This window comes from Campylobacter sp. CCUG 57310 (assembly GCF_013201975.1).
Classification (GTDB): domain Bacteria; phylum Campylobacterota; class Campylobacteria; order Campylobacterales; family Campylobacteraceae; genus Campylobacter_A; species Campylobacter_A canis.
In genome coordinates this window covers 1,529,168-1,551,201 of sequence record NZ_CP053845.1, presented here as the reverse complement: position 1 = coordinate 1,551,201, position 22,034 = coordinate 1,529,168, and the positions used below count along the sequence as shown (strand labels likewise).

General features: G+C 38.1%; 25 protein-coding genes. 15 read left to right on the top strand and 10 right to left on the bottom strand.

The window, feature by feature from the left end; all coding sequences use genetic code 11:
* The 5 genes from CORI_RS07780 to CORI_RS07765 form a co-directional block, all read right to left on the bottom strand.
* On the bottom strand, nucleotides 1–990 hold the full coding sequence (locus tag CORI_RS07780; RefSeq protein WP_173031498.1) for a putative transporter: 990 nt from the start codon (nucleotides 988–990) through the stop codon (nucleotides 1–3).
* Between the two features lie 346 nt (nucleotides 991–1,336).
* A complete protein-coding gene (locus CORI_RS10815; RefSeq protein WP_301952200.1) occupies nucleotides 1,337–1,459 on the bottom strand; it encodes a hypothetical protein in 123 nt (40 codons plus the stop codon).
* Nucleotides 1,460–1,725: 266 nt separating this feature from the next.
* Nucleotides 1,726–2,271 (bottom strand): SCO family protein, encoded by a 546-nt coding sequence (locus CORI_RS07775; RefSeq protein WP_173031497.1) that lies wholly within the window; start codon nucleotides 2,269–2,271, stop codon nucleotides 1,726–1,728.
* 9 nt (nucleotides 2,272–2,280) lie between these two features.
* A complete protein-coding gene (locus CORI_RS07770; RefSeq protein ID WP_173031496.1) occupies nucleotides 2,281–2,748 on the bottom strand; it encodes a hypothetical protein in 468 nt (155 codons plus the stop codon).
* A 1-nt stretch (nucleotide 2,749) separates the two neighbouring features.
* Nucleotides 2,750–3,199, bottom strand: a complete 450-nt coding sequence (locus CORI_RS07765) for a copper chaperone PCu(A)C (protein ID WP_173031495.1) — start codon at nucleotides 3,197–3,199, stop codon at nucleotides 2,750–2,752.
* Between the two features lie 118 nt (nucleotides 3,200–3,317).
* On the opposite strand from CORI_RS07765, the gene CORI_RS07760 reads away from it, so the two are divergent.
* The 4 genes from CORI_RS07760 to CORI_RS07745 all read left to right on the top strand — a co-directional run bounded on the left by CORI_RS07760 (nucleotide 3,318) and on the right by CORI_RS07745 (nucleotide 6,003).
* Nucleotides 3,318–4,223 (top strand): L,D-transpeptidase family protein, encoded by a 906-nt coding sequence (locus tag CORI_RS07760; protein WP_173031494.1) that lies wholly within the window; start codon nucleotides 3,318–3,320, stop codon nucleotides 4,221–4,223.
* A 1-nt stretch (nucleotide 4,224) separates the two neighbouring features.
* A complete protein-coding gene (cmeU, locus tag CORI_RS07755; protein ID WP_173031493.1) occupies nucleotides 4,225–4,467 on the top strand; it encodes a CmeU family protein in 243 nt (80 codons plus the stop codon).
* Nucleotides 4,460–5,470: an alanine racemase gene (locus CORI_RS07750; protein ID WP_173031492.1), complete on the top strand. Its 1,011-nt coding sequence runs from the start codon at nucleotides 4,460–4,462 to the stop codon at nucleotides 5,468–5,470. The genes cmeU and CORI_RS07750 overlap by 8 nt, the downstream gene beginning before the upstream one ends.
* A gap of 92 nt (nucleotides 5,471–5,562) precedes the next feature.
* Nucleotides 5,563–6,003 carry a hypothetical protein gene (locus CORI_RS07745; RefSeq protein WP_173031491.1) on the top strand — a complete coding sequence of 147 codons (441 nt, stop codon included), beginning with the start codon at nucleotides 5,563–5,565 and terminating at the stop codon, nucleotides 6,001–6,003.
* 44 nt (nucleotides 6,004–6,047) lie between these two features.
* On the opposite strand, the gene htpX is transcribed toward CORI_RS07745, so the two are convergent.
* Genes htpX through ribA form a run of 5 tightly spaced genes read right to left on the bottom strand, consistent with a single transcriptional unit; the run spans nucleotide 6,048 to nucleotide 8,571 of the window.
* The gene (gene htpX / locus CORI_RS07740) at nucleotides 6,048–6,899 is read right to left on the bottom strand and encodes a zinc metalloprotease HtpX (RefSeq protein WP_173031490.1); all 852 of its coding nucleotides are present in this window, start codon (nucleotides 6,897–6,899) and stop codon (nucleotides 6,048–6,050) included.
* Nucleotides 6,886–7,260 carry a hypothetical protein gene (locus CORI_RS07735; RefSeq protein ID WP_173031489.1) on the bottom strand — a complete coding sequence of 125 codons (375 nt, stop codon included), beginning with the start codon at nucleotides 7,258–7,260 and terminating at the stop codon, nucleotides 6,886–6,888. The genes htpX and CORI_RS07735 overlap by 14 nt, the downstream gene beginning before the upstream one ends.
* A gap of 6 nt (nucleotides 7,261–7,266) precedes the next feature.
* Entirely contained in the window at nucleotides 7,267–7,467 is a 201-nt protein-coding gene (locus CORI_RS07730; protein ID WP_172201387.1) for a PP0621 family protein, read from the bottom strand.
* On the bottom strand, nucleotides 7,461–8,009 hold the full coding sequence (gene rsmG / locus CORI_RS07725) for a 16S rRNA (guanine(527)-N(7))-methyltransferase RsmG (protein ID WP_173031488.1): 549 nt from the start codon (nucleotides 8,007–8,009) through the stop codon (nucleotides 7,461–7,463). The genes CORI_RS07730 and rsmG overlap by 7 nt, the downstream gene beginning before the upstream one ends.
* Complete coding sequence (gene ribA, locus CORI_RS07720) at nucleotides 8,002–8,571, bottom strand: GTP cyclohydrolase II (protein ID WP_173031487.1); 570 nt, start codon at nucleotides 8,569–8,571, stop codon at nucleotides 8,002–8,004. Before ribA ends, rsmG begins: the two co-directional genes overlap by 8 nt.
* A 63-nt stretch (nucleotides 8,572–8,634) precedes the next feature.
* Between ribA and hemB the strand changes: the two genes are divergently transcribed.
* From hemB to CORI_RS07665, 11 genes are all read left to right on the top strand, one after another.
* A complete protein-coding gene (gene hemB / locus CORI_RS07715; RefSeq protein ID WP_173031486.1) occupies nucleotides 8,635–9,612 on the top strand; it encodes a porphobilinogen synthase in 978 nt (325 codons plus the stop codon).
* Nucleotides 9,613–9,675: 63 nt separating this feature from the next.
* The gene (argF, locus tag CORI_RS07710) at nucleotides 9,676–10,593 is read left to right on the top strand and encodes an ornithine carbamoyltransferase (RefSeq protein WP_173031485.1); all 918 of its coding nucleotides are present in this window, start codon (nucleotides 9,676–9,678) and stop codon (nucleotides 10,591–10,593) included.
* Between the two features lies 1 nt (nucleotide 10,594).
* Nucleotides 10,595–11,086, top strand: coding sequence for a DUF2603 domain-containing protein (locus CORI_RS07705; protein WP_173031484.1), 492 nt, complete (start codon nucleotides 10,595–10,597; stop codon nucleotides 11,084–11,086).
* Nucleotides 11,086–12,447 (top strand): oxygen-independent coproporphyrinogen III oxidase, encoded by a 1,362-nt coding sequence (gene hemN / locus CORI_RS07700; protein WP_173031483.1) that lies wholly within the window; start codon nucleotides 11,086–11,088, stop codon nucleotides 12,445–12,447. The genes CORI_RS07705 and hemN overlap by 1 nt, the downstream gene beginning before the upstream one ends.
* A complete protein-coding gene (locus tag CORI_RS07695; protein ID WP_173031482.1) occupies nucleotides 12,447–13,697 on the top strand; it encodes a (Fe-S)-binding protein in 1,251 nt (416 codons plus the stop codon). The genes hemN and CORI_RS07695 overlap by 1 nt, the downstream gene beginning before the upstream one ends.
* A 125-nt stretch (nucleotides 13,698–13,822) precedes the next feature.
* The gene (locus CORI_RS07690) at nucleotides 13,823–15,184 is read left to right on the top strand and encodes a TolC family protein (RefSeq protein ID WP_169940639.1); all 1,362 of its coding nucleotides are present in this window, start codon (nucleotides 13,823–13,825) and stop codon (nucleotides 15,182–15,184) included.
* A 74-nt stretch (nucleotides 15,185–15,258) separates the two neighbouring features.
* The gene (locus CORI_RS07685; protein WP_173031481.1) at nucleotides 15,259–15,879 is read left to right on the top strand and encodes a transglutaminase-like cysteine peptidase; all 621 of its coding nucleotides are present in this window, start codon (nucleotides 15,259–15,261) and stop codon (nucleotides 15,877–15,879) included.
* Complete coding sequence (locus CORI_RS07680) at nucleotides 15,879–17,810, top strand: LapD/MoxY N-terminal periplasmic domain-containing protein (protein WP_173031480.1); 1,932 nt, start codon at nucleotides 15,879–15,881, stop codon at nucleotides 17,808–17,810. Before CORI_RS07685 ends, CORI_RS07680 begins: the two co-directional genes overlap by 1 nt.
* 4 nt (nucleotides 17,811–17,814) lie before the next feature.
* Complete coding sequence (locus CORI_RS07675) at nucleotides 17,815–19,947, top strand: type I secretion system permease/ATPase (RefSeq protein ID WP_173031479.1); 2,133 nt, start codon at nucleotides 17,815–17,817, stop codon at nucleotides 19,945–19,947.
* Between the two features lie 11 nt (nucleotides 19,948–19,958).
* Entirely contained in the window at nucleotides 19,959–21,377 is a 1,419-nt protein-coding gene (locus tag CORI_RS07670) for an HlyD family type I secretion periplasmic adaptor subunit (RefSeq protein WP_173031478.1), read from the top strand.
* Nucleotides 21,377–22,033: a DUF5416 family protein gene (locus CORI_RS07665; RefSeq protein ID WP_173031477.1), complete on the top strand. Its 657-nt coding sequence runs from the start codon at nucleotides 21,377–21,379 to the stop codon at nucleotides 22,031–22,033. Before CORI_RS07670 ends, CORI_RS07665 begins: the two co-directional genes overlap by 1 nt.
* Nucleotide 22,034: the final 1 nt, after the last annotated feature.

Genomic DNA, 22,034 nt, shown 5'->3' with positions numbered 1-22,034 from the left:
TTACTCGCCGCTTGTAGTTTGCCGATGTCTATATCCGATATTTGTTTCAAATTCTTTTAGGCGCTTGTGTATAGAGCGAAGTTCGGTGATAGTAGTCCAGTTGTTTATAAATACCGAGAATGAATTTCTAACCTGCGAGAATGCGTTATTTGCCTGCATCATAATACCAAGCGTTACAAGTCCCGAAAAGAGCCCCGGTCCCATAATGATAAGCGGAACTATCACCATAAGTTGCCTAAAGAAGTTGATCCACACATCAAAATACCCGTAGTGCAAAAATAGCTTATTGTAGTTAAATTTAAGCCCCGTAAAAAGCTCCGCTAGAGTTTCCGTGTGTGCGTAGTTTTTCTTATCGTCTTCTCCGTAAACCAGCTCTTTTCTAAAAGCCGCTTCGACTTTTTGGTTGTTGTATTCAAGTCCCGGTAGCATAATGCCCACAAACCAAGATATGACAAGACCGCCTACGCTAACTATAAGAGCTATCCACACAAGAGAGCCGGGAATGTCTTTTAGATAAGGTATATCAACGCCCTTGCTAAGACCCCAAAGTATCGGTATGAAGGCGATTAGCTTCATGATGGCTCTAGCTACTTGAAGCCCTAGGCTTTCTACTATCCTTGCAAATCTATAAATATCTTCTTGGATACGTTGCGAGCTACCTTCTATATCTTTTTCTACGCTTCTCCAATACTTCAAGTAGTCAAAAGTCATAGCTTCGCGCCATTTAAACGTCCAAATTCTAGTAAAATAATTTGTGATCGTGATGATAAAAATATACGGAAACGCAAGATAGCAAAAATCTTTGATGCTATTCCAAAAATCGTTTATATTATGATCTTTTATCTTTTGAAGCATATCGTAAAATTCTTTGTACCAGTTGTTTATCTTTACGTTTATATCTGTTTGTATATAAAGCGAAAGGAGTAAAAATAAAACTCCAATATACGCCCACCATGCCCATTTTCTGCTCTTAAAAAACGATGAAAACAATTTATCTCCTTTGAAAAACGGATAATGATAACTAAAAAAAGTTTAAATATTTCATAAAAATTATGAAAATAATAGTATTAAAAATAGTTATCGCTTTTTAATTTATAACTAATAAAATAGCATTTGATATGAATTTATACTTCAGAAATAAGCTTAAATTTACCAAATATATTTTGCACTACTACTCCGAATGTCAAAAAATTTTAATTAGAGGTATATATTAATTGATAATTTCTTTTTTTATAAAATTAAAAAACTACTACACATCAATCACTTTGATATCCTCAAATAAGAGCCGTTCAAATGTTTTCAAAATTTCATCAAGTTGCAGATAAAATATTAATTTTTAAATTTTGCTTTTATCTAGCATCTTAAACTCCTCAGCATAACCAAGTGCACTATTGATACACTCAAGCCAAAATTCGCTGTTTTTTATATCTTTACCAAAGTGTTTTTTTGATGATATCATCTACGCTCATTTTGCCGGTATCTCTTAAAAGCTTTCTAGGTTTCTATGAATTATATAAGATTAGTTGCTTAATAAATAAAATCTTTATCATTCATTAAATAAATATGCCAAATTTTATAACTTATTTTTAGGAAAAATAATTGTGATATAATTAGCCGATTATATTTAAGGGATTAAATGCTTCAGATTATTTTAGCCGCACTTCTTGCTCTACTTTTAGTAGGTATTATATACGTTATATCAGATGAAATGCATGATGAGGATTATTAGTTTTTTACCAGCTCTTTAATGCTATCTCTTATGTTTTCTATAGTTAAATTTGAAACTTCGTTTACGAGCTTACCTTTTTTATCAAGCAGATATATCGACGAGCTATGAGCTACCGAGTAATCCATAGCCGATTTTTCAAGTCTTATCTTTTTATATTTAGCTCCGTAAGTTTGAGTTACTTTTTTTAGATTATCCACGACAAGTCCGTATGAGTTTGGATAGAAGTATTTGGCGTATTCATCCATCGTCTGTGGTGTATCGCGCCCAGGATCAAGCGTGATAAAAAGCACCACGATATCATCTCTTTTAATCTCGCCAAGTACGCTGCCAACAAGCCCAAGCGTAGCAGGGCAGACATCGGGACAGGAGCCAAAGCCAAAGTAGATGATTTTATATTTACCGTCAAAGCTTTTTAGAGTTACATCGCCGTTAACGCTCTTGGCACTGAAGTTGTAAACTCCTCCGTTTGCGTATTTGATGCCCAAAAATACCCCTGCGGAGATGATCATTATAAACACGACGATCGAAGAAAAAAGCTTCATCTTAGCTCCTTATTGCTTTAAGTCAAAGTCTATGTAAAGCCCTGTTTTTTTACCCTCGTCAAACACTTCAAAGCGGTATCTCATCAGGCTTATTATGCATGCGCTTAGCACGACATCCGCCTTGTATTCGTTTTCTCTTTTTTCGAGTTTGGCTTTTATCACGCCCATTTCCATATTTACGCCGTGAATTTCCAGGCTTGGTTCTTTGAAATTTAGCTCATTAAGCCCCTCTATCCACATGGACACGGGCTGCATCAAATAAACAGGTCTTGGCGAGAGGCTGAAATTTATCGTTTTGCCTTTAAATTTGACAGGGCATGAAAAATTTGAGTTCATGTCGCATTCAAGCGGAGTTAAATTCGTATCAACTTCGGCAAATTCGCTCTCTTGATTTTGTGATTTCTCGCTAAACAGATAAAATCCACCCGCCACAAAGGCTACGGCAAAAATGAGTGCGGCTATAATTTTTTTATTCATCTTAGTGCTTACTCATATTTTCTTTTTTCATAACCGGTTTGGCAATCACATCTTTAAGCTTAACTTTTGAGCCGTTGTCAAATTCAAGCGTTATGTCTATCTTGTCACCGTCTTTTACTGGCGAAAATATATTCATAAACATCACGTGAAGTCCGCCGGGCTTGAGGCTTACCTCGCTTTTGGCAGGAATTTCTATATCATCTACCTGAATCATCTGCATCATGCCTTCTGCGTGCTTATGAGTGTGAAGTTCGGCAGTTTTGGAGATGTTTGAGCTTGCCGCGATCAGTTTTATGTTTTTGTCCGTATTGTTTTTAATATCCATAAAAGCCGCGCTATTTTTTACATGCGGAGGAGTGGCTTTTGCAAAAGCGTTTGAAACTTCGATATCGGCTGCATTTGCTATGCAAAAATTCAAGATCAAAGCACAGAATAACGCCATTTTTTTCATCATTTACCCTTTTAAAATTTTATTAACAAATGTAAATTATATCAGAAAATATATTTTTTAAAATTTAAACTCGCTGTGCTATAATTGGGCTTTTTATTATCACCGCATAGGGTTTTGTTTGAAAAAATTATTTATATATTGCACGCTTGCCGTCTTTGCTTTTGCTAGCACGGAAAATTTGAAAGATATCGGTTACTGGAAGGATAAATTTGTCGGCAAGGATTTGAAATTTGGTTATTACGAAGCTAAAACTACGATAATCACGGTAAATAAACACACGAAGGATATGCGAACGTTTTTTTATGAAGACGGCGTTTTAAACGAAAAATTTACTCAAAACGTAATCACCGGCAAAAAGGGCGATAAGAAAAAAGAGGGTGATTTAAAAACTCCTGTGGGCGTATATGATATTACTAGTCGTTTTACCCCGCCGGATCGATACTACGGACCGCTTGCATTTGAACTTTCGTATCCGAATTTGCTTGATAAAATTTCTAAAAAAACAGGCAGCGGTATCTGGATACACGGCTTTCCTATGGACGGCAGACGCGATAATGAGATTAGGACAAGAGGCTGTGTGGCGATGGATAACGATAGACTTTTGAAATTCGGCAAAGTTATAGAAGATAATGGTTTAGTGCTTATAGACGAGAAGCATGATACACTTGCAAATGATGACGATATAGCCCAAATAATGGCGCTTGTGTTTAGCTGGAAGAGCTCTTGGAAGAGTAATGATATAGATAGGTATTTGAAATTTTATTCCAAGGATTTTGTGCGGTTTGACGGGATGAATTTTAGCGAATTTGTGAAATTTAAAAAGAGAATTTTTGCCAAAAACGAACAAAAAGAGATAAAATTCTCAAATTTCGCCGTTACTCCCTATCCGAATGTGGAAAATTTAAAAATTTATAGAGTTATTTTTCATGAGGATTATAAAGCTCCGTCGCATAAATTTAGCGGCAAAAAGGAGCTTTATGTAAGGCTTGAAAACGGCAAAGCAAAGATCATAACGGAGAGGTGAAATGCAAGAAAAAAGTGAAATTGTAAAGTCTAAGATAGAGGCGATCTTAAAGGCTCGCAGCGAGTTTTTCGCCGAGCTTGATAAACAGGTGCCAAAGATAGAAGGCACTGACGTGTTTGATTTTAGCAAGTGCGAAAATGGCAATTTAAAGGCGATTTATGCGAAATTTTACGCTTATGATTACGGTGTGCGAAAGCTTTTGCCAGACGCATATGAAGCTTACGGCGTGAAATTTAATGTCTGAAATTTTATTAAATCGCGCCGCATATCTTAATAACCTTTCTAAAATTTGCACCAAAGCGGGCGGAAAAGAGCGTGTCATACTGGTGCTTAAAGACAATGCTTACGGGCATGGAGTGGATTTAATAGCTTGTGAAGCTGCAAAATTCGGTGTGAAATTTGCAGCCGTCAAAAACGAAACGGAAGCAAGACAGATAGAGAAGTATTTTAAACAAATCCTTATCCTTTCGCACCTTCCTACTGGAAAAGAGAGCGAAAAATTCATCTATGCCGTAAATGATGTTTCAAATTTAAATATCTTAAAACACGGCACAAGAGTTCATTTTGCTATCGATACGCTCATGCACAGAAACGGTATCGCCATAGATGAGATAGAGCTCGCCTGTAAAACGGCTTGCCAAAGAGGACTTAGAGTATGCGGAGCTTATACGCATTTTCGCTCGGCGGATGAGGTGAGTAGCGATTATTTCGTGCAAAGAGAAAATTTCAAAACCGCAAAAGAGCTTATCATGAAATTTAGCGGCGAAAGTAAGGAAAATTTAACTTTTCATTCGCATAACTCTGCAGGACTTGAGAGATTTAGCAAGCTTGATGATGAACTCGTAAGAGTAGGCATCGCTCAATACGGCTACGCTCAGTTTGATGATAGTTTAAAGCTTGAGCGAGTTTTAAGCCTTTATGCCGATAAGATTAGCTCTCGTGTACTAAAAGCTGGGCAGGGAGTTGGATACGGCGGCAAATTTTGTGCCAAAGAGGATATGCAAATCGCAACTTACGACCTTGGCTATGGCGATGGGCTTTTACGATACGACGGAGTGGGAGAGCTAAATTTAGCAAGCGGCGAGCGAATTTTAGGCAAGATGTCTATGGATAACTTTTCTGCTCAAAACGGCGGAGAGCGAGTTTGCGTGATAAAAGACGCGCGAATTTGGGCGAAATTTTTTGATACGATAGAGTATGAAATCTTAGTAAAGCTTTCGCCGAGTATCAATAGGCGATTTGTTTAATGAAAAATATGATCAAGCTTGGCTTAATTAATCGTATTTTTTAAATTTTAAGGCTAAAATACAAAGATTAATTTCAAAAATAAAGGGAAAATATGATTAAAAAGATTTTAGTTGCGTCAATTTGCGGGGTTTTGGTTATGGCTATGCCGCCAAGCGAGACACCTACCGAGAGCGATCACTCGCCTGAGCAAATCGCAAAGAGTATAGAGGTTGAGATATCGCCGAATTTACCGAAAAAACTAAGCGATTCTATCACTTTTAAAAATATCCAAGCCTTTGGAAATAAGCTTGTTTACAGCTATCAGGTTTTTGATACGTCAAAGGCCGAATTTAGCAAATTTAGTTGGCAAGCTATAGAGCAAGAGAAGAAAATCAGACACGAAGGCGTTATGAGAACGGTTTGTGCGGCTGAAGATGCTAGAGCGATGCTAAATTTAGGTGTCGTGATGGAGTATCGCTACACTCTTGAAAACGGAAATTTCTTCTATCAATTCAAAGTAAGCAAGGAAGATTGCGAGCGCAATAAATTTTAAATTTGGGCTTGTTCTAGCCCAAATTTGATTACTTTTTTAAAAATCTAGCGCAAATTTCTTTCAATCTCTTCAAGTCTTGCTATGCGATCAGCCGTGCTTGGATGTGTGCGAAATAGCGAACCGAGAGTGTTTTTTATACTTCCAAATGGATTTACTATAAACATATGTGCGCTTTGAGGCGCGGCATCTCTCATCATGTAGTTTTTGGAATAGTTTTCAAGCTTTCTTAGCGCACTTGCCAACCACTGCGGATTTTCGGTAAGCAAAGCGGCGCCTTTGTCTGCTTTGTATTCACGCTCTCTTGAGATCGCCATTTGTATGACGCTTGCGGCTATTGGCATTACAACTGCCGCTACTATCATCAAAATTCCGTTTGCGTTATTTGATCTGTTGTTTCCGCTTATTGCCCCAAATTTGGCAAAATTTGCAAGTATGGCAATCGCGCCCGCTATCGTTGCGGCGATCGAGCCTGTTAGGATGTCGTAGTGGCGAACGTGACAGAGCTCATGAGCTAAAACTCCTTCTATCTCGTTTTTATCAAGTAAATTTAAAAGCCCCTCAGTTACCGCAACGGCAGCGTTTTTGGGATTTCTGCCAGTGGCAAATGCATTTGGAACCTGCTCTGGTATGATATAGACCTTTGGCATCGGTAAATTTGCCTTTGCGGTTAATTTGCGAACTATCTCAAATAGCCCCTGAGCGTCGTTTTCGTGAACCTCTACCGCTCTATAGCGCTTAAGCACAAGCTTGTCTGAGAAAAAATAGCTAAAAAAATTCATTCCGACAGCCACGACAAAGGCTATGAGCATGCCCTGCTGCCCGCCTATCATGCCGCCTACGAAGACAAAAAGCAGCATTAGTGCAACCATTAAAAATGTAGTTTTAAATATCTCCATTGTAAATTCCCTTCTCAAATATCACCGCGTCCACGCCTACTTCGCTTAAAGCTTCTATCTCGCGCTCATCTTTGATGATGACTGCGATTTGTGCGTCAAAGAGATAGTTTTGCGCTATTTTAGCGGCTTTGCTTGCAAGTTCGCACGGCACGATGATAAATTTAGCCCCGGCCGCATTGGCAAGGATGGTCTGCACTATATCATCTGTTTTTAAACTAAAATTCGCCCCCATTTTTTGTGCGTGCTTTATCATGAGCTTGTTATAGGCAAATAAATTCTCGCGATTAGAGCCGATGTCTTGCTCTTTTAAGCACTCAAAAAACGGCTCAAATTTTATCAGTTCGTGCCCTATGATTTTCATTGCTAATTAGCCTTTTATGCAATCTTTGCAGATATATTTTCCGCTACTTAAAACAGCCTCTTTTACCTCTACGAAGGTGCCGCATTCCTTGCATTCTACGAAATTTTCTATCTCTTTGGTATCGCTTGCGTCTTTTTTTCTATTTTTAAAAAATACTATATAAACCAGCAGCAAAACGACCGCTAGAGCTAAAATTTTTGTTACCATTTTTCACCTATGCATACGTAATTTCTATTTTTGTCGTTATAAATTTTGGCTTTAACGCCATCAAGCTCGCTCTCTACGCTACTTCCTTTGTATAGCAAAAATTGAGTGTTTTTATCGTAAAAACCTTCGCATAAATTTATAAGCTCCTTTGTCTTCATTAATGCGCGCGAAGTGATGAGCTCTGCTATAAAGGGCTGTGAAGCTTCTATTTTCTCGCTTTTAACGCTTAAATTTGAGATGTCAAGAGCGATTTTTGCATAGCTTAAAAACGAAGCCTTTTTTAAATTTGGCTCAAAGAGTGTCCAAGCGCAATCTTTTAAAATAAGAGCTAAAAATATCGCTGGAAATCCTGCACCGCTTCCCACATCAATAGCGACGCGCGGATAAAATTTCATAAATTCAAGCGGTTTTATGCTGTCTGCTACGATCTCTTTGATGTTTTTATAATTTGTTAGGCTGTGGATTTTATTAAATTTATATAAAATTCGCTCAAATTCATCTATTTGTTCGTTGAAATTTGACGGAATTTCAAATTTACTCATCCAGCATATGCCCCATTTGCTCTTTTTTAACTCTCAAATAGCCTTCGTTAAATTTATTAGCGTGAATGACGATAGGCAGCCTTTCAACGATCTGAACACTCGTAAGACCGGCTAGCTTTTCAGGGTTGTTCGTAAGTAAATTTATCTTGCTTATACCAAAGTGCTTAAGGATAAAATCAACCATCTCATAAGTACGCTCATCGGCTTTAAATCCAAGCTGGTGGTTTGCCTCTATCGTGTCAAAGCCCAAATCTTGCAGATGATAAGCGTTTACTTTATTTAAAAGCCCTATATTTCGTCCCTCTTGGCGCAAGTATATAACCATACCGCCGTACTCTTCTATATGCTTAAGGCTTGCTTCAAGCTGATCTCTACAGTCACATTTAAGGCTTCCTATCGCATCTCCGGTTAGGCACTCTGAATGAATTCTCACATCTACAATATCTTTAAAAGGCGTTTTAAATATCGCCAAATGCTCTTTTTCACCCTCTTTAAATGTTTTGATTTGAAACATTCCAAAACGCGAAGGAAGATTTGCGGCTTCGGATAATTCTATATTCATCGAAATTTAACTCCTAATATGTTACACTTATAAAACGATATTGTATCAAAGAAAAGGAAAATTATGTTTAAACGCTTCAGAAGACTAAGACTAGCCCCTGCAATGCGCGATATGGTAAGAGAAAGCAGGCTAAATGTAAGTGATTTTATCTATCCGCTTTTTGTGGTGCCTGGTAGCGGCATAAAAAAAGAGATAGCTTCTATGCCGGGCGTTTTTCAGATGAGTTTGGATGAAATTTTAAAAGAGTGCGCAGAAGTTGTAAATTTAGGGATAAAATCAATTATTTTATTTGGGATTCCGAGCGTAAAAGATAGCATAGGAAGCGACGCATTAAGCAACGACGGTATCATAGCTACGGCTTTAAGAGCTATAAAGGATAAATTTCCGCATCTTGTCGTGGTAACCGATCTTTGCTTTTGCGAATACACGGATCACGGACATTGCGGAATTTTAGATCACGTTCATGAGACGGTAGATAACGACGCAACGCTTGAAATTTCAGCCAAACAAGCGATAATACATGCTAAAAACGGTGCCGATATGATAGCTCCAAGCGGTATGATGGACGGTATCATCACTACTCTTCGCGGCGCACTTGATGAAGAGGGATTTGAAAATTTGCCGATTATGGCGTATTCGACCAAATTTGCTTCGGCTTACTATGGACCGTTTCGCGATGTAGCCGAGAGCGCACCGAGCTTTGGCGATAGAAGAAGCTATCAAATGGATCCTGCAAATCGCCTTGAAGCGATAAACGAAAGCCTTGAAGACGAGGCTCAAGGTGCTGATATACTCATGGTTAAGCCGGCACTTGCCTATCTTGACGTGATTCGTGAGATCAAAAACGCTACTTTGCTTCCCGTTTGCGTTTATAACGTAAGCGGCGAATATGCTTTGCTAAAAGCGGGCGCTAAGGCAGGAGTTATCGACTATGAGCGCGTAATGATGGAGACTTTGCTAGGGTTTAAAAGAGCGGGCGCAAGCCTTATCATCAGCTATCATGCAAAAGAGGCGGCTGAAATTTTAAGGCGAAATTTTTAAAAGATGAATTTAAGATCGGCGGCATTTGAAATTTGATAAATTTAAGTGCGAAAGGGATGATGAATGAGACATTTTTTAACGCTTGATGATTTTAGCAAAGATGAAATTTTGCAGATGATAAATTTGGCTCGCGAGATAAAAAGCGAAGCCAAGGCTAAAATTTATAAACCCTATCTAAAAGATCAAATTCTAGCCATGATATTTGAAAAAAGCTCGACCAGAACGCGAGTCAGCTTTGAAGTAGGCATGCATCAGCTTGGCGGCAAGGGAATGTTTTTAAGCGCAAACGACCTTCAGATAGGTCGCGGCGAGCCGATAAAAGATACGGCGAGAGTTATTAGCTCGATGAGTGATATGGCGATGCTTAGAGTAAATAAGCACGAAACGCTTGAAGAGTTTGCAAAATTTAGCAAAGTTCCCGTTATAAACGGACTTAGTGATAAATTTCATCCCGTGCAGCTTATGGCTGATTATCTAACTATGCTTGAGTTTTCAAGCGGCGAAAAAGTCGCTTACGTGGGTGATGGCAACAATATAACTCATTCATGGCTTATGCTTGCAAGCAAGCTTGGGTTTGAGCTTAGGATAGCCACGCCAAAAGGCTACGAACCTGATGCACAAATTTTAGAAAAAGCCATTCAAAACGCTAAACTTTCAGGAGCTAAAATTTATCTGACCGAAGATATCAAAGAAGCCGTTAGCGGCGCAGATGTCGTTACGACCGATACTTGGGTATCGATGGGTCAAGAGGACGAAAAGGATAGACGCATAAAAGACTTTGAGGGATTTTGCGTGGATGAAAATTTGATGAAGCTAGCCAAAAACGGCGCGATTTTTCTTCACTGCTTGCCTGCTTACCGAGGATATGAGGTGAGCGAAGCGGTCTTTGAAGCGCATGCAGATGAAATTTTTGCCGAGGCGGAAAATCGCCTTCACGCACAAAAAGGCATAATGGTCTGGCTTAATAAGAACAGGAAATAATATGAACAACAAAGATGAAAAATTAAAAGATACTTATAAAAAAATCGATGAGATAAGCAGCGAGCTTGGCATAGACGAGAGCGAAAAGACGGTATTTGAGATAATCCCTACAAGCAATCCTAATCAAATGAGCCTGAGCCTAAAAAGCGGCACTTGGAATGGGGTTGAGCCGTGGTTTGGCATAGACGAAAATCAAAATTTACACACCATGGTTTCGGTAAAATCCCTAACCGAGCTAATCGAGAGCCACCGCAAGCTGCAAAAAGAGAATTTTGAGCTTAAACTTGAAAAGACGATTTGGCAAAACGTGCCCGTTGATTTTAGCGACGTTTGGGTTGTCGTAATGGATGAAATTCGCAAGATCGCAGTCAAAGAAAACGGCAAGAGAAGCCTAGATGTAAATTTGGAAAATTTAGTAAAAAATATCAAAAAAGAGCATCCGAATTTGTTTGTGGATATGGAGGATTTGATGGAGAAAAGGAACAGAGCCTAATGGTAGATTTTGACGCATATGTGAAGTATTCACGACCTGGACCAAGATACACGAGTTATCCGACTGCACCCGAATTTAGCGATAAATTCACTTATGATGATTATATAAGAGAGCTTAAAAATCGCGATAAAACTCGCCTGCTTTCGCTATATCTGCATCTGCCTTTTTGCCGTTCGGCCTGTTATTTTTGCGGTTGTAACGTAGTTTATACGAGCAAAGAGGATAAAAAGGAAAGATATATCGACTATATCCAAAAAGAGCTTGAAATTTTATCTCGCTACCTTGATACCGGTGCCGAAGTTTTGCAGATGCACTTTGGCGGCGGAACGCCTACGTTTTTTGACGACAAGCAGCTTGATAGGATCATCCGAGCGATAAAGTCGAAATTTAAAAATTACTCAAAAGAGGCTGAGATAAGCTGTGAGATAGATCCTAGGTTTTTATCTCAAGCTCAGCTTGACGTGCTCGTAGGACATGGATTTAATCGCATTAGTTACGGCGTGCAGGATTTTGACGATAGGGTTCAAAAAGAAATTCACCGAATTCAGCCTTATGAAGTTACTAAAAAAGCCATTGAAATGGCGCGCGCGATGGGCATAAAATCCATAAACATGGATCTTATTTACGGTCTGCCGCTTCAGACTTTAGATAGCTTTAAGCGCACGCTTGATATGACGCTAACTCTTGATCCTGATCGTCTTGCGGTGTTTAACTACGCTCACGTGCCTTGGCTTAAAAAGACGATGCGTAAATTTGATGAAGCGACTCTGCCAAGCCCTAAAACCAAGCTTGAAATTTTAAAATATACGGCTGAATTTTTTATCAAAAACGGCTATAAAATGATAGGTATGGATCACTTTGCAAAGCCTGATGATGAGCTATTTACCGCACTTGCTAACGGAACTTTGCATAGAAATTTCCAAGGATATACAACTAAGGGCGGAGCCGATCTTATAGGCATCGGACTAACAAGTATCGGCGAGTGCAAGCGCCACTATGCGCAAAATTTCAAAGATATGCCTGAGTATGAAGCGGCGATTGATAGAGGAGTTTTGCCTTATATGAAAGGAATTTATCTAAGCGAAGATGACTTGATTAGAAAGGCTGTGATAATGAGCTTGATGAGCAACTTTGCGCTTGATATAAAGGCGATTGAAGCTGAATTCGGCGTGAAATTTTTTGAGTATTTTAAGGATGATTTAAAAGAGCTTGAAAATTTAAACGAATTCGTAACCGTAACGCCTGAAAAAATCAGTGTAAATGAAACAGGAACGCTCATAATTCGCAATATAGCGATGTGCTTTGATGCTTATTTAAAGCAAATTCCTGAAAATTTAAGACGTTTTTCAAAGACCGTATGATGTATAAGTTTAGTGAAATTGCAGATAAGTGCGTAAAGTGCGGCAAGTGTATCCAAGTATGCACGATACACAACATAAATAGTGATGAGGTTACATCTCCGCGCGGATTTTTGGATCTGCTTGGGGCTTATGAAAGAGGCGAGCTGGAGCTTGATAGAAACGCTAAAAATATCTTTGAAAGCTGTTTTTTGTGTACAAATTGCGTTGATGTCTGCCCAAATTCGCTTAGGGTAGATACCGCCATAGAAAACGTGCGCAGAAATTTAGCGCAGAAATTTGGCATAGCTTGGTATAAAAAGATGTTTTTTTGGTTACTTAGACATCGCTTTATCATGGATGTTTGCGCTAGGCTTGGCTATGTGTTTCAAAGCTGTGCGTTTAAGATCAAAGAAAACACCATGACGCCACGCTTTAGCCTTCCTATGGTAAAAAAAGAGAGACTTTTGCCTACCGCTTCAAATAAGAGCTTTTTAAACTCGCATCCTGAATTTATAGATAACGGCGGAGAAAAAACAATAGGAATTTTTATCGGTTGCATGGGGAATTATGCTTATACAAGTATCGGCGAGAGTTTGTTAAAGATAGCGCGAGAGCTAAAGCTAAATGTAAATTTAATGAAGCAACAAGCCTGTTGCGGTGCGCCTGCATATTTTACAGGTGATTTTAATACGGTTGAGGTGCTTGCAAAAAGAAATATCGAGTATTTTGAGAGCTTATCTGATAAGCTTGATGCGATAATCATACCGGAAGCGACCTGTTCGGCGATGGTTAAGATCGACTATGAGCACTTTTTTCACGATAACCACGAGTGGAGAGAACGTGCAAAAAAAATAAGCGAGAAAATTTTCCTTGCCACCGAATATCTTGAAAACCGGACAAATTTGGCTGAAATTTTAGCAAGCAAGGGCAAGAAGCTTGAGAGTATAACCTACCACGATCCTTGCCATGCAAGAAAAATGCAAGGAGTTTATAAAGAGCCCCGTAAACTTTTGGCGCAAAATTACGATATAGTAGAAATGAGTGATCCAAATGAGTGTTGCGGATTTGGCGGAGTTACTATGCAGGCTGAAAAATACCACTTAAGTCGTGCCGCAGGTCTTAAAAAAGTAGGCATGATAGATGAGCTTAACGTGAAATTTGTAAGTGCGGAGTGTAGTGCGTGCAAGATGCAAATTTCAAATTCGCTTCATATTCACGGCTCAAATGTTAAATTTGAAAACCCGATAGATTTGATAGCTAGGGCGCTTTGAGTTTAAAATTTATAGTGTAAATTTAAAAAAACATTAAATAAATTTTAGATATTATATTAATATAAGCTAAAATGTTAATTTGTAACAAGATAGTAATAAGCATAAAATTAATTTAAGGATTTATTATGAGAAAGATCGCTTTAGTGAGTTTAGTGGCTTCGGTCGTGCTGTTTGCAAATCAAAATACATCGGTTTCATCGGGTGATAAAGTCTCTCTTTTGGATGCCGTAAGAACTGTTTTACAAGATAACCCAAATTTAAAAGAGACGGAATTTGCTTATTTGCAGGTAGGAAAAGATCTAAATATAGCAAATAACGCTTATTATCCAACTCTTGATGCGTATGGAACATACGGATATGAAAGAGAAAAGATAGATAACGGCATAACCGTTCAAAAAGGAAGCGGTAAAAAACTAACGGCAGGCGTTACTTTAGTAGAAAATTTATATAACGGCAGTGCCGATAAAAACAGAATAAAATCTCAAAGCCACAGACTTGACGCGGCAGCTTACAGCATAGCTCAAAAAGCAGATAGACTTATGCTTCAAGTTGTTGATGCGTATCTTGCAGTAATTAGAAATAAAGAGCTTCTTGATATCTCAAGAGCTAATGTAAAGACTCACCAAGGCATTTACGGTCAAATTAAAGATAGAACACAATCAGGCTTTGCTCGCGGCTCGGAAGAGAGACAAGCGGGTTCTCGTCTGACTTTAGCTCAAGCGAATTTGGTTTCTCAGGAAAATAACTATCTTGATGCGCTTACCACATTTGAGAAGCTATATGGCGCTAGAGTGGATGCAGCCATGCTTACTACTCCTGTGTTTGACCAAGTTCTTCCTGCCACAGAAGAGATGGTTTATGCAACGGCTATGAGATGTAATCCTACTGTTCTTTTAAAAGATGCAAATATGAAAATGGCACAATCTGTCGTAAGAGAGAAAAATGCTCCGTTTAGACCGAAGCTTGATCTTGAAGCGTCTGCTGGATATGAAAAAAATGACGTATTCTATGATGATTATAAAGACACAAAATATGACGTGCTCTTAAGACTTAAATATAACCTTTATAATAAAAATACCGACAAGCTAGAAAAAGAAAAGAGCAAGCTAGCCGTTACTGAATCAATGCACGCTATCGAAACCGTAAAAAGAGATCTTTCAGAAAGTCTAAAATTTTCTTGGCAGACATATGTTTTAAATCAAGAAAAGATTAAATTCCTAGAAAAACACGTTGCTTACGCTAAGCAAACACTTGATTCTTATAGAGATGAATTTAGAATAGGAAGACGCGATCTTATCAACCTTCTTGATGCTGAAAGCGAATACAACAATGCTCTTGAAGAGATGATAAATACAAAAAGCGCACTTTTATACTCTAAGTATAGATTGCTTGATAATATGGGCATGCTAACGGATAGCTTCGAGCCTGGATTTGCTAAAAAATATATCCAAGGCGCTTGCTCTATCCAAGACGATCTTAATAAATAATATCTAAGCACAAGCAAGAGTCAAGGATGATTCGCCGTCTGATTACGGACAAATTTATATATACGGCACTCTTAATGAGTGCCTTTTTTTTATTTACACTTCTGGCTGAAAATGAATTCATCAAAGCCGCCACTTATGAAAAGATCGCTAAAATTTACGGCGATAATGCAAAACAAAGAGTAATCAGACTAAACAAGCTTATGGTTGAGCTAAAAGACGCTAGCGAGCAAGAGAAGCTGGTTAAGGTTAATGATTTTTTTAATCAGCTTATATGGAAAGACGATAAAGAGGTTTGGAATCAGAAGGACTATTGGGCTACGAGGATGGAATTTTTAGGTAAAGGCGCAGGAGATTGCGAAGATTTCGTTACGGCAAAATATTTTACTTTAAAACAACTCGGAGTTCCTACCCAAAAGCTTTATTTTACTTACGTTAAAGCCGTTGAGTTTAACCAAGCTCATATGGTCTTGTCTTATTATGATAGTCCCAAATCAATTCCTCTAGTTTTAGATAATATAGTTTCAAAGATTAAAATAGCCACACAGAGAAAAGATCTAATCCCTGTTTATAGCTTTAACGGTGATTCGCTATTTTTATCTAAGCAAGAGGGCTTGGGACAGGCGGTTCCCGGCGGAAATAAAAAGCAAAATCCAAAATGGCTAAATTTGATTGATAGAATGAAAGAGGATGGTTAATGACACTTTTTAAACAGATTATGATGGCGATTATATCGTTTGGGTTGTTGCTATTTATCGCTGTGGGTATATTAAATTTTACTACTATAAACAACTACATCGCAACTCAGCTTAGCACAAATGCAAGGCACACCGCCAACTCTCTTGGGCTTGCGATAAAATCCGTTGGCGATTTGGAGGATATATCAAGCGTAGAAGTTATGATAAATTCGATATTTGACAGCGGATACTATTCGATGATAAAGCTTGTTGACGTGGATGGCAATACTCTTGTAGAAAGTTCTCAGCCTACCGTAGTAAGTGGCGTTCCTAGCTGGTTTGTTAAAAACGTAAAGCTTGATGCTCCTATTGAAAGTAGCGAGATAATGCTTGGTTGGAGTAAATTCGGCACTCTTTATGTGCAAAGCAATACCGGCATCGCGTATTACGAACTATACAACATCGTTAAAAACGTATTTTATATACTATTTTCAATGATGCTTTTAGCGCTTTTATTAAGCTATTTTGGACTTAAATTTATATTTACTCCTCTTAGAAAAGTTCAAGCTCAGGCTGAAGCTATCCTTGAAAATAGATTTATTATTCAGGATAAAGTTCCGTTTACTATTGATATAAAACGTATGGTTTTAGCCATGAATAGCATGGTCGGCAAAGTAAAAGATATATTTGAACAAGGAGCAAAGACTCTTAGCAGATATGAAGACCTGCTCTATAAAGACGATCAGACGGGACTGTTTAACAGAAGGTATTTTCAGAACAAATTCGGTGATTTTTTATCTAGCGAAGAGTATTCAAGCGGCTCTGTGATGATGATTTCATGCAAGGATTTAAGAGAGCTTAAAAAGGATTTAGGCTTTGAAAAATGGCAGAATTTGGTAGTCGGCGTTGCAAACGCGATATCATCTCACTCTAAAGATATGCTTTGCGCTAGACTTAATGAAAATGACTTTATCGTCGTGGCTCCAAGCTTTACGACATTTAAAACCGCAGAGCTTGGCAAGGAAATTTTGCTTGATATAAGACAGGAATTTGCCAAATTTAATATCAGGGGAGATGACTGCTTTGCTAACGGCTCGGTTGTAGATTATGCTCCAAGCAGCGACCTTAAAACTATCTTGATAACATCCGATATAACTCTTGCAAGAGCTAAAGGAAGCGGGAATTTCAGTATCAAAATTTATGAGAGCAATAGCGAAATTTTGCTTGGTAAAGATCAGTATAGATCGCTTATAACAAGCTCTCTTGAAAACAATATGTTTAAATTTGCAGGACAAAAGATCATCTCAAGCACTCCTGAGCTTGAGCATTGCGAGCTATTTTTAAGGCTTGTCGATGATAGCGGCAAATGGCAAATGGCAAGCTATTTTATGCCGATGGTTAATGAGCTGAATTTATCCGCTAAACTTGATTTATACGTGTTAAACAAAGTTGCAAATATGCTTAGAGAAGACAGCTTGCCAAATTCGGCTATATCTATAAATTTAGGCAAGGATGTTCTTTCATCGACTCAGTATTTTGCGGAGATTGAGCTTATTTTACGCAGGATAAAACAGCACGCTAAATGCAAAATTTTTATAGAAATTCCAAATAAAGACGATATGGATATGTCAATAATACTTAAGTTTCATCAAAAACTTCGCGAATTTGACTTTGGACTTGGGCTTGATCACTTTGGATTTGATGCCAAAAGTATTGAAAGACTTAAGGATATAAGTCCGAATTATGTTAAAATTCCGGCTAGAAATTTGATAGATTTTCTCGGCGAGAGTAGCTCCGAGCAAAAGCAATCTTTTGACTTTATAATGAGAAGCAAAGAGATAAAGATCATTGCAATCGGGGTTGAAAACGGCGAACAAAAAGCCAAGCTTAAAAACATCGGCATAGATTCGATGCAAGGAATGTTTATTTACGATATACAAAATATTGGATAAGAATATGCAAGAAAAATCAAAAAATGACGAACTCTTAGACTGTCTGGTTATATTTACCAAACTTCATAACAACCCTTATACCGCCGATGCGCTTATTACGGGACTTCCGGTAAGCGAAAACGATAGCGTGGAGCTATTTTCTTTAAAAGGCTCTAAATCATTATTCACAAGGGCTGCCAAACGTGCAGGATTTGTTTCGACTTTAGTTAATAAAGATCTGGAGAAAATTTCGCCTCTTGTTCTGCCTTGTATACTTATCTTGCGCGGTAAAAAGGCTTGCATTTTAGAGAGTTTTGAAGGCAAAACGCATGCTAAGATCATAACTCCCGAGATGCCAAACGGCTCAAGCAGTATTGAGATTAGTAAACTTAAAAAAGAGTATTTGGGATACGCTTATCTGCTTAAGCGCGAATTTGTGCCGGAAGATAATAAAACCCATCTGATCGATAGTCAGTCAAGCCACTGGTTTTGGGGTACTTTAAAGCGCTCTAAGAAAATTTATATAGATGTTATAGTAGCTAGTATAGTGATAAATTTATTTGTGCTTGCAAGTCCTTTGTTTACGATGAACGTATATGATAGGGTTGTGCCAAATAACGCCGTTGAGACGCTTTGGGTGCTCGCTCTTGGCGTAGGCGTTGTGTATATGCTTGATCTGTTTTTGAAATTTATACGAACTTATTTTCTTGATATAGCGGGCAAAAAAAGCGACATCATCATGAGCTCTTTGCTTTTTGAGCGAGTTATGGATATCAAGCTGTCGGTTAAACCAAAATCGGTAGGCTCTTTTGCAAACAACTTGCGGGAATTTGATACTGTTAGAAATTTCTTTACTTCAAGCACTCTAACTGTGCTTGTGGATCTGCCTTTTGCGCTTTTATTTTTATTTGTGATTTATTTTATCGGTGGACTCATGGTGCTGGTGCCTTTGGTGTTTATCGTTATTATCGTAATTTATACTTTGCTTATCAAAGATCCACTGCAAGCCAGCATTAAAAGCACCTTTGAAGCAAGTGCCAAGAAAAACGGAATTTTGATTGAAACCCTAAATGGTCTTGAAACGATAAAAACGATGGGCGCTACGGGCCATGCGCAGTGGAACTGGGAGGAAGCTACGGGTGAAATTGCCAATAAAAGCATAAAATCAAAGCTGATTTCAGCCTCAATTAGCACCGTTACATCTTTTCTTGTTCAGCTTAATACTATAGCCGTGGTGGTATGCGGCGTATATATGATACAGGATATGAATTTGACAATGGGTGGGCTTATAGCATCTGTTATGCTCTCTTCGCGAGCGATTGCTCCTATGGGGCAGGTCGCTTCGCTTTTAGCAAATTTCGAGCAGACCAAGACGGCTTATGAGAGCTTGCAAAAGATAATGGAAATGCCTGTTGAGAGACCTGACGGAAAGAAATTTGTACGAAGAACAAATTTTGCAGGAAAGATTGAGTTTAAAAACGTAAGTTTTACATATCCGGAAAGTACAAAAGCCTCTCTTGATAGGGTAAATTTCACTATAAATGCAGGCGAAAAAGTGGGTCTTATAGGCAGAAACGGCTCAGGAAAAACAACTATAGAAAAGCTGATTTTGGGACTTTACTCTCCGACTGAGGGCTCTGTCTTGATAGACGGCATAGATATAAATCAGATAGATCCTGCCGACCTTCGTCGCAATATCGGCTACGTGCCGCAAGATGTTATGTTATTTAAAGGAACAGTTAGGGCAAATATCGTTTATAAAGCGCCTCATGTCGATGATATGCAGATAATAAAAGCCGCCAAAGTAAGCGGAGTAGATGAGTATGTCGATGCGCATCCGCTCGGCTTTGATATGCCTGTATTTGAAAGAGGTGAGGGTATAAGCGGCGGTCAGCGTCAGGCTATTGCCGTTGCGAGGGCGTTTTTGCTTGATAGTCCTATCATACTGCTTGACGAGCCTACAAATTCTCTTGATAGTAGTGTTGAAAATAAACTTAAAAACAATTTAAAATACAATACTAAAGAAAAAACCGTGATGTTGATAACACATAAGACCTCCTTGCTTGATCTGGTTGATAGGCTTATAGTCGTTGATGGGGGCAAAATTTTGCTTGACGGTCCAAAAGATGAAGTTTTGGCTAAATTAAGCGGTAAATAGGCGGCAAGAAGATGGATAATAATTTAAAAAACGATATACAAAAACAAAAGAACATAGGTTCAAATCTAAATGACTCTGTTGATAGTATCAAAAAAACGGTTCAGTCAAAAAATTATGACGCTCACGATCTTCGCTTTATGTCAAGCTTGTCTGAAGCTGTCCTTGCTAAGGCGCCGTCGGCTTCTAGGGGAATTTTATATGCAGTTTTTATCACTATCGCTTGGCTTATCATCTGGGCATCTTGGGCGGAAGTAGATGAGATAACCAGAGGTGCGGGCAAGATCATCCCTTCCGGTAAAAACCAGATCGTTCAAAACCTTGAGGGCGGTATAATCGAAGAAATTTTGATCCAAACAGGAGATGAGGTTAAAAAGGGTCAAGTGATACTGAAGATAGATAATAAGACCTTCTCGAGTAGCTATGGCGAGTCAAAGCTAAGAATGGACGAGCTTCAGGCTAAGTACATGCGTCTTTTTGCCGAAGCAAATGACAAAGAATTTGACTATAACGAGACTAGAGATAAGGATATGGCTCAGTTTGTTCTGTTTGAAAAGAGTCTTTTTGAGACAAATAAGGCAAGACTAAGAGAGCAAGTAAGCATCTTTGAAGAGCAGATAAAACAGCGCAGAAATGAACTTGTCGAGCTTAAAAATAAGATATCTCAAACGCAAAATAGTTACAATCTAATGCTTAAAGAGAAAAATATCACTGAACCGCTTTTTAGAAAAGGGCTTGTAAGTGAAGTTGAATACTTGCAGTTGCAACGAAGAGTTAATGATTTAAAGGGTGATTTAAATGCCGCGACTCTTTCGGTACCTAGGATAGAATCCACTATAAAAGAGGTTGAAAACAAGATAACCGAAACTAGACTTGCTTTTAAAAACAATGTCAAAAAAGAGCTGAATGAAGTATCTGCCGAAATTTCAAGACTAAATGAAAGCCAGATAAATTTAAGCGATAGAGTCGATAGGACTCTTGTGCGCTCACCGGTTGACGGTATCGTAAGTAAGCTTATGGTAAATACCGTTTCGGGCGTTATAAAACCAGGAATGGATATAGCTGAGATCGTTCCTATGGAAGATACTCTTATAGCCGAAGTTAAGGTTAAACCCGCGGACGTAGCGTTTTTGCGTCCGGGGCTTAAAGCGGTGGTAAAACTTACGGCTTATGATTTTTCTATTTACGGCGGACTTAACGGCGAAGTTGTTCAAATTTCAGCCGACACCGAAACAAATGAAAAAAGTGGCGAAAGCTACTATCTAGTTAGAATTCAAACCGAAAAGAATTTCTTAGGCAGCGAAGATAAGCCGCTTCGTATAAAAGTTGGTATGATAGCCAGTGCTGATATTATTACCGGTAAAAAAACAGTTCTTGATTATCTTTTAAAACCGATTTTAAAAGCTAAACAAAACGCTCTAAGGGAGCGCTAGTGCAAACAAGAGCATTTGCGATAGAAGAGAGTGATAGTTCTCACAAAACAGTAAAAGATGATATAAATAAAGCTGTTTATAGCGGAAAATTTGAAGAATATATCATTACTAGATCGCATCTGCTTGTAGATACTCTTGTGGTTACTGATATGATAAACGAAAGAGACGGCGTAGATGTGATTAACTCATCTATCAAAGAGCTTATCTTTAGCGATTGCGTTAAGAAATTTGATCAAGTTTTAAATGAAGTAAGCCTAAAGAGTCATGTAAATACAGATGAAAATTTTAAATTTGAGATTATAGAAGAGCCTTTTGATGAATGTAAAAGCGACTCTTGTGTGTATAAATTTGAAGAGGATATAAAAATTTCAGACGATATCGTAAGAAGCGTTAAAATTTTTATAAACGGATATGATGAAAGCAGTGAAAGTATATATCTTGATCTGCAAATTCTTGATAGTAAAAGCGTGTATAAGTATAAAATCACAAACGATACTATCGAAATTTCCATATCTACACATATGCAAGCTGAGATTATAAGTGAGTTTTTAAAGACGTTTGCCTATACGAAAATGTCTTTAGCCCCAAAAAAAGCAAAAGAAATTTATATTATAGTTAATGATAAACTTTTGTATAAATTTGATATAAAAATTTAAA

Excerpts from the sequence above, each read along its gene's own strand:
- CORI_RS07770 (WP_173031496.1), bottom strand. The coding sequence starts at position 2,748 with ATGAATAAAAAAATTATAGCCGCACTCATTTTTGCCGTAGCCTTTGTG.
- CORI_RS07685 (WP_173031481.1), top strand. The coding sequence starts at position 15,259 with ATGAGTGCCTTTTTTTTATTTACACTTCTGGCTGAAAATGAATTCATC.
- CORI_RS07745 (WP_173031491.1), top strand. The coding sequence starts at position 5,563 with ATGATTAAAAAGATTTTAGTTGCGTCAATTTGCGGGGTTTTGGTTATG.
- cmeU (WP_173031493.1), top strand. The coding sequence starts at position 4,225 with ATGCAAGAAAAAAGTGAAATTGTAAAGTCTAAGATAGAGGCGATCTTA.
- argF (WP_173031485.1), top strand. The coding sequence starts at position 9,676 with ATGAGACATTTTTTAACGCTTGATGATTTTAGCAAAGATGAAATTTTG.
- CORI_RS10815 (WP_301952200.1), bottom strand. The coding sequence starts at position 1,459 with ATGATATCATCAAAAAAACACTTTGGTAAAGATATAAAAAACAGCGAA.
- htpX (WP_173031490.1), bottom strand. The coding sequence starts at position 6,899 with ATGGAGATATTTAAAACTACATTTTTAATGGTTGCACTAATGCTGCTT.
- rsmG (WP_173031488.1), bottom strand. The coding sequence starts at position 8,009 with ATGAGTAAATTTGAAATTCCGTCAAATTTCAACGAACAAATAGATGAA.
- ribA (WP_173031487.1), bottom strand. The coding sequence starts at position 8,571 with ATGAATATAGAATTATCCGAAGCCGCAAATCTTCCTTCGCGTTTTGGA.
- hemN (WP_173031483.1), top strand. The coding sequence starts at position 11,086 with ATGGTAGATTTTGACGCATATGTGAAGTATTCACGACCTGGACCAAGA.
- CORI_RS07705 (WP_173031484.1), top strand. The coding sequence starts at position 10,595 with ATGAACAACAAAGATGAAAAATTAAAAGATACTTATAAAAAAATCGAT.
- CORI_RS07670 (WP_173031478.1), top strand. The coding sequence starts at position 19,959 with ATGGATAATAATTTAAAAAACGATATACAAAAACAAAAGAACATAGGT.
- hemB (WP_173031486.1), top strand. The coding sequence starts at position 8,635 with ATGTTTAAACGCTTCAGAAGACTAAGACTAGCCCCTGCAATGCGCGAT.
- CORI_RS07690 (WP_169940639.1), top strand. The coding sequence starts at position 13,823 with ATGAGAAAGATCGCTTTAGTGAGTTTAGTGGCTTCGGTCGTGCTGTTT.
- CORI_RS07750 (WP_173031492.1), top strand. The coding sequence starts at position 4,460 with ATGTCTGAAATTTTATTAAATCGCGCCGCATATCTTAATAACCTTTCT.
- CORI_RS07680 (WP_173031480.1), top strand. The coding sequence starts at position 15,879 with ATGACACTTTTTAAACAGATTATGATGGCGATTATATCGTTTGGGTTG.
- CORI_RS07675 (WP_173031479.1), top strand. The coding sequence starts at position 17,815 with ATGCAAGAAAAATCAAAAAATGACGAACTCTTAGACTGTCTGGTTATA.
- CORI_RS07765 (WP_173031495.1), bottom strand. The coding sequence starts at position 3,199 with ATGAAAAAAATGGCGTTATTCTGTGCTTTGATCTTGAATTTTTGCATA.
- CORI_RS07735 (WP_173031489.1), bottom strand. The coding sequence starts at position 7,260 with ATGAAAATCATAGGGCACGAACTGATAAAATTTGAGCCGTTTTTTGAG.
- CORI_RS07730 (WP_172201387.1), bottom strand. The coding sequence starts at position 7,467 with ATGGTAACAAAAATTTTAGCTCTAGCGGTCGTTTTGCTGCTGGTTTAT.
- CORI_RS07775 (WP_173031497.1), bottom strand. The coding sequence starts at position 2,271 with ATGAAGCTTTTTTCTTCGATCGTCGTGTTTATAATGATCATCTCCGCA.
- CORI_RS07695 (WP_173031482.1), top strand. The coding sequence starts at position 12,447 with ATGTATAAGTTTAGTGAAATTGCAGATAAGTGCGTAAAGTGCGGCAAG.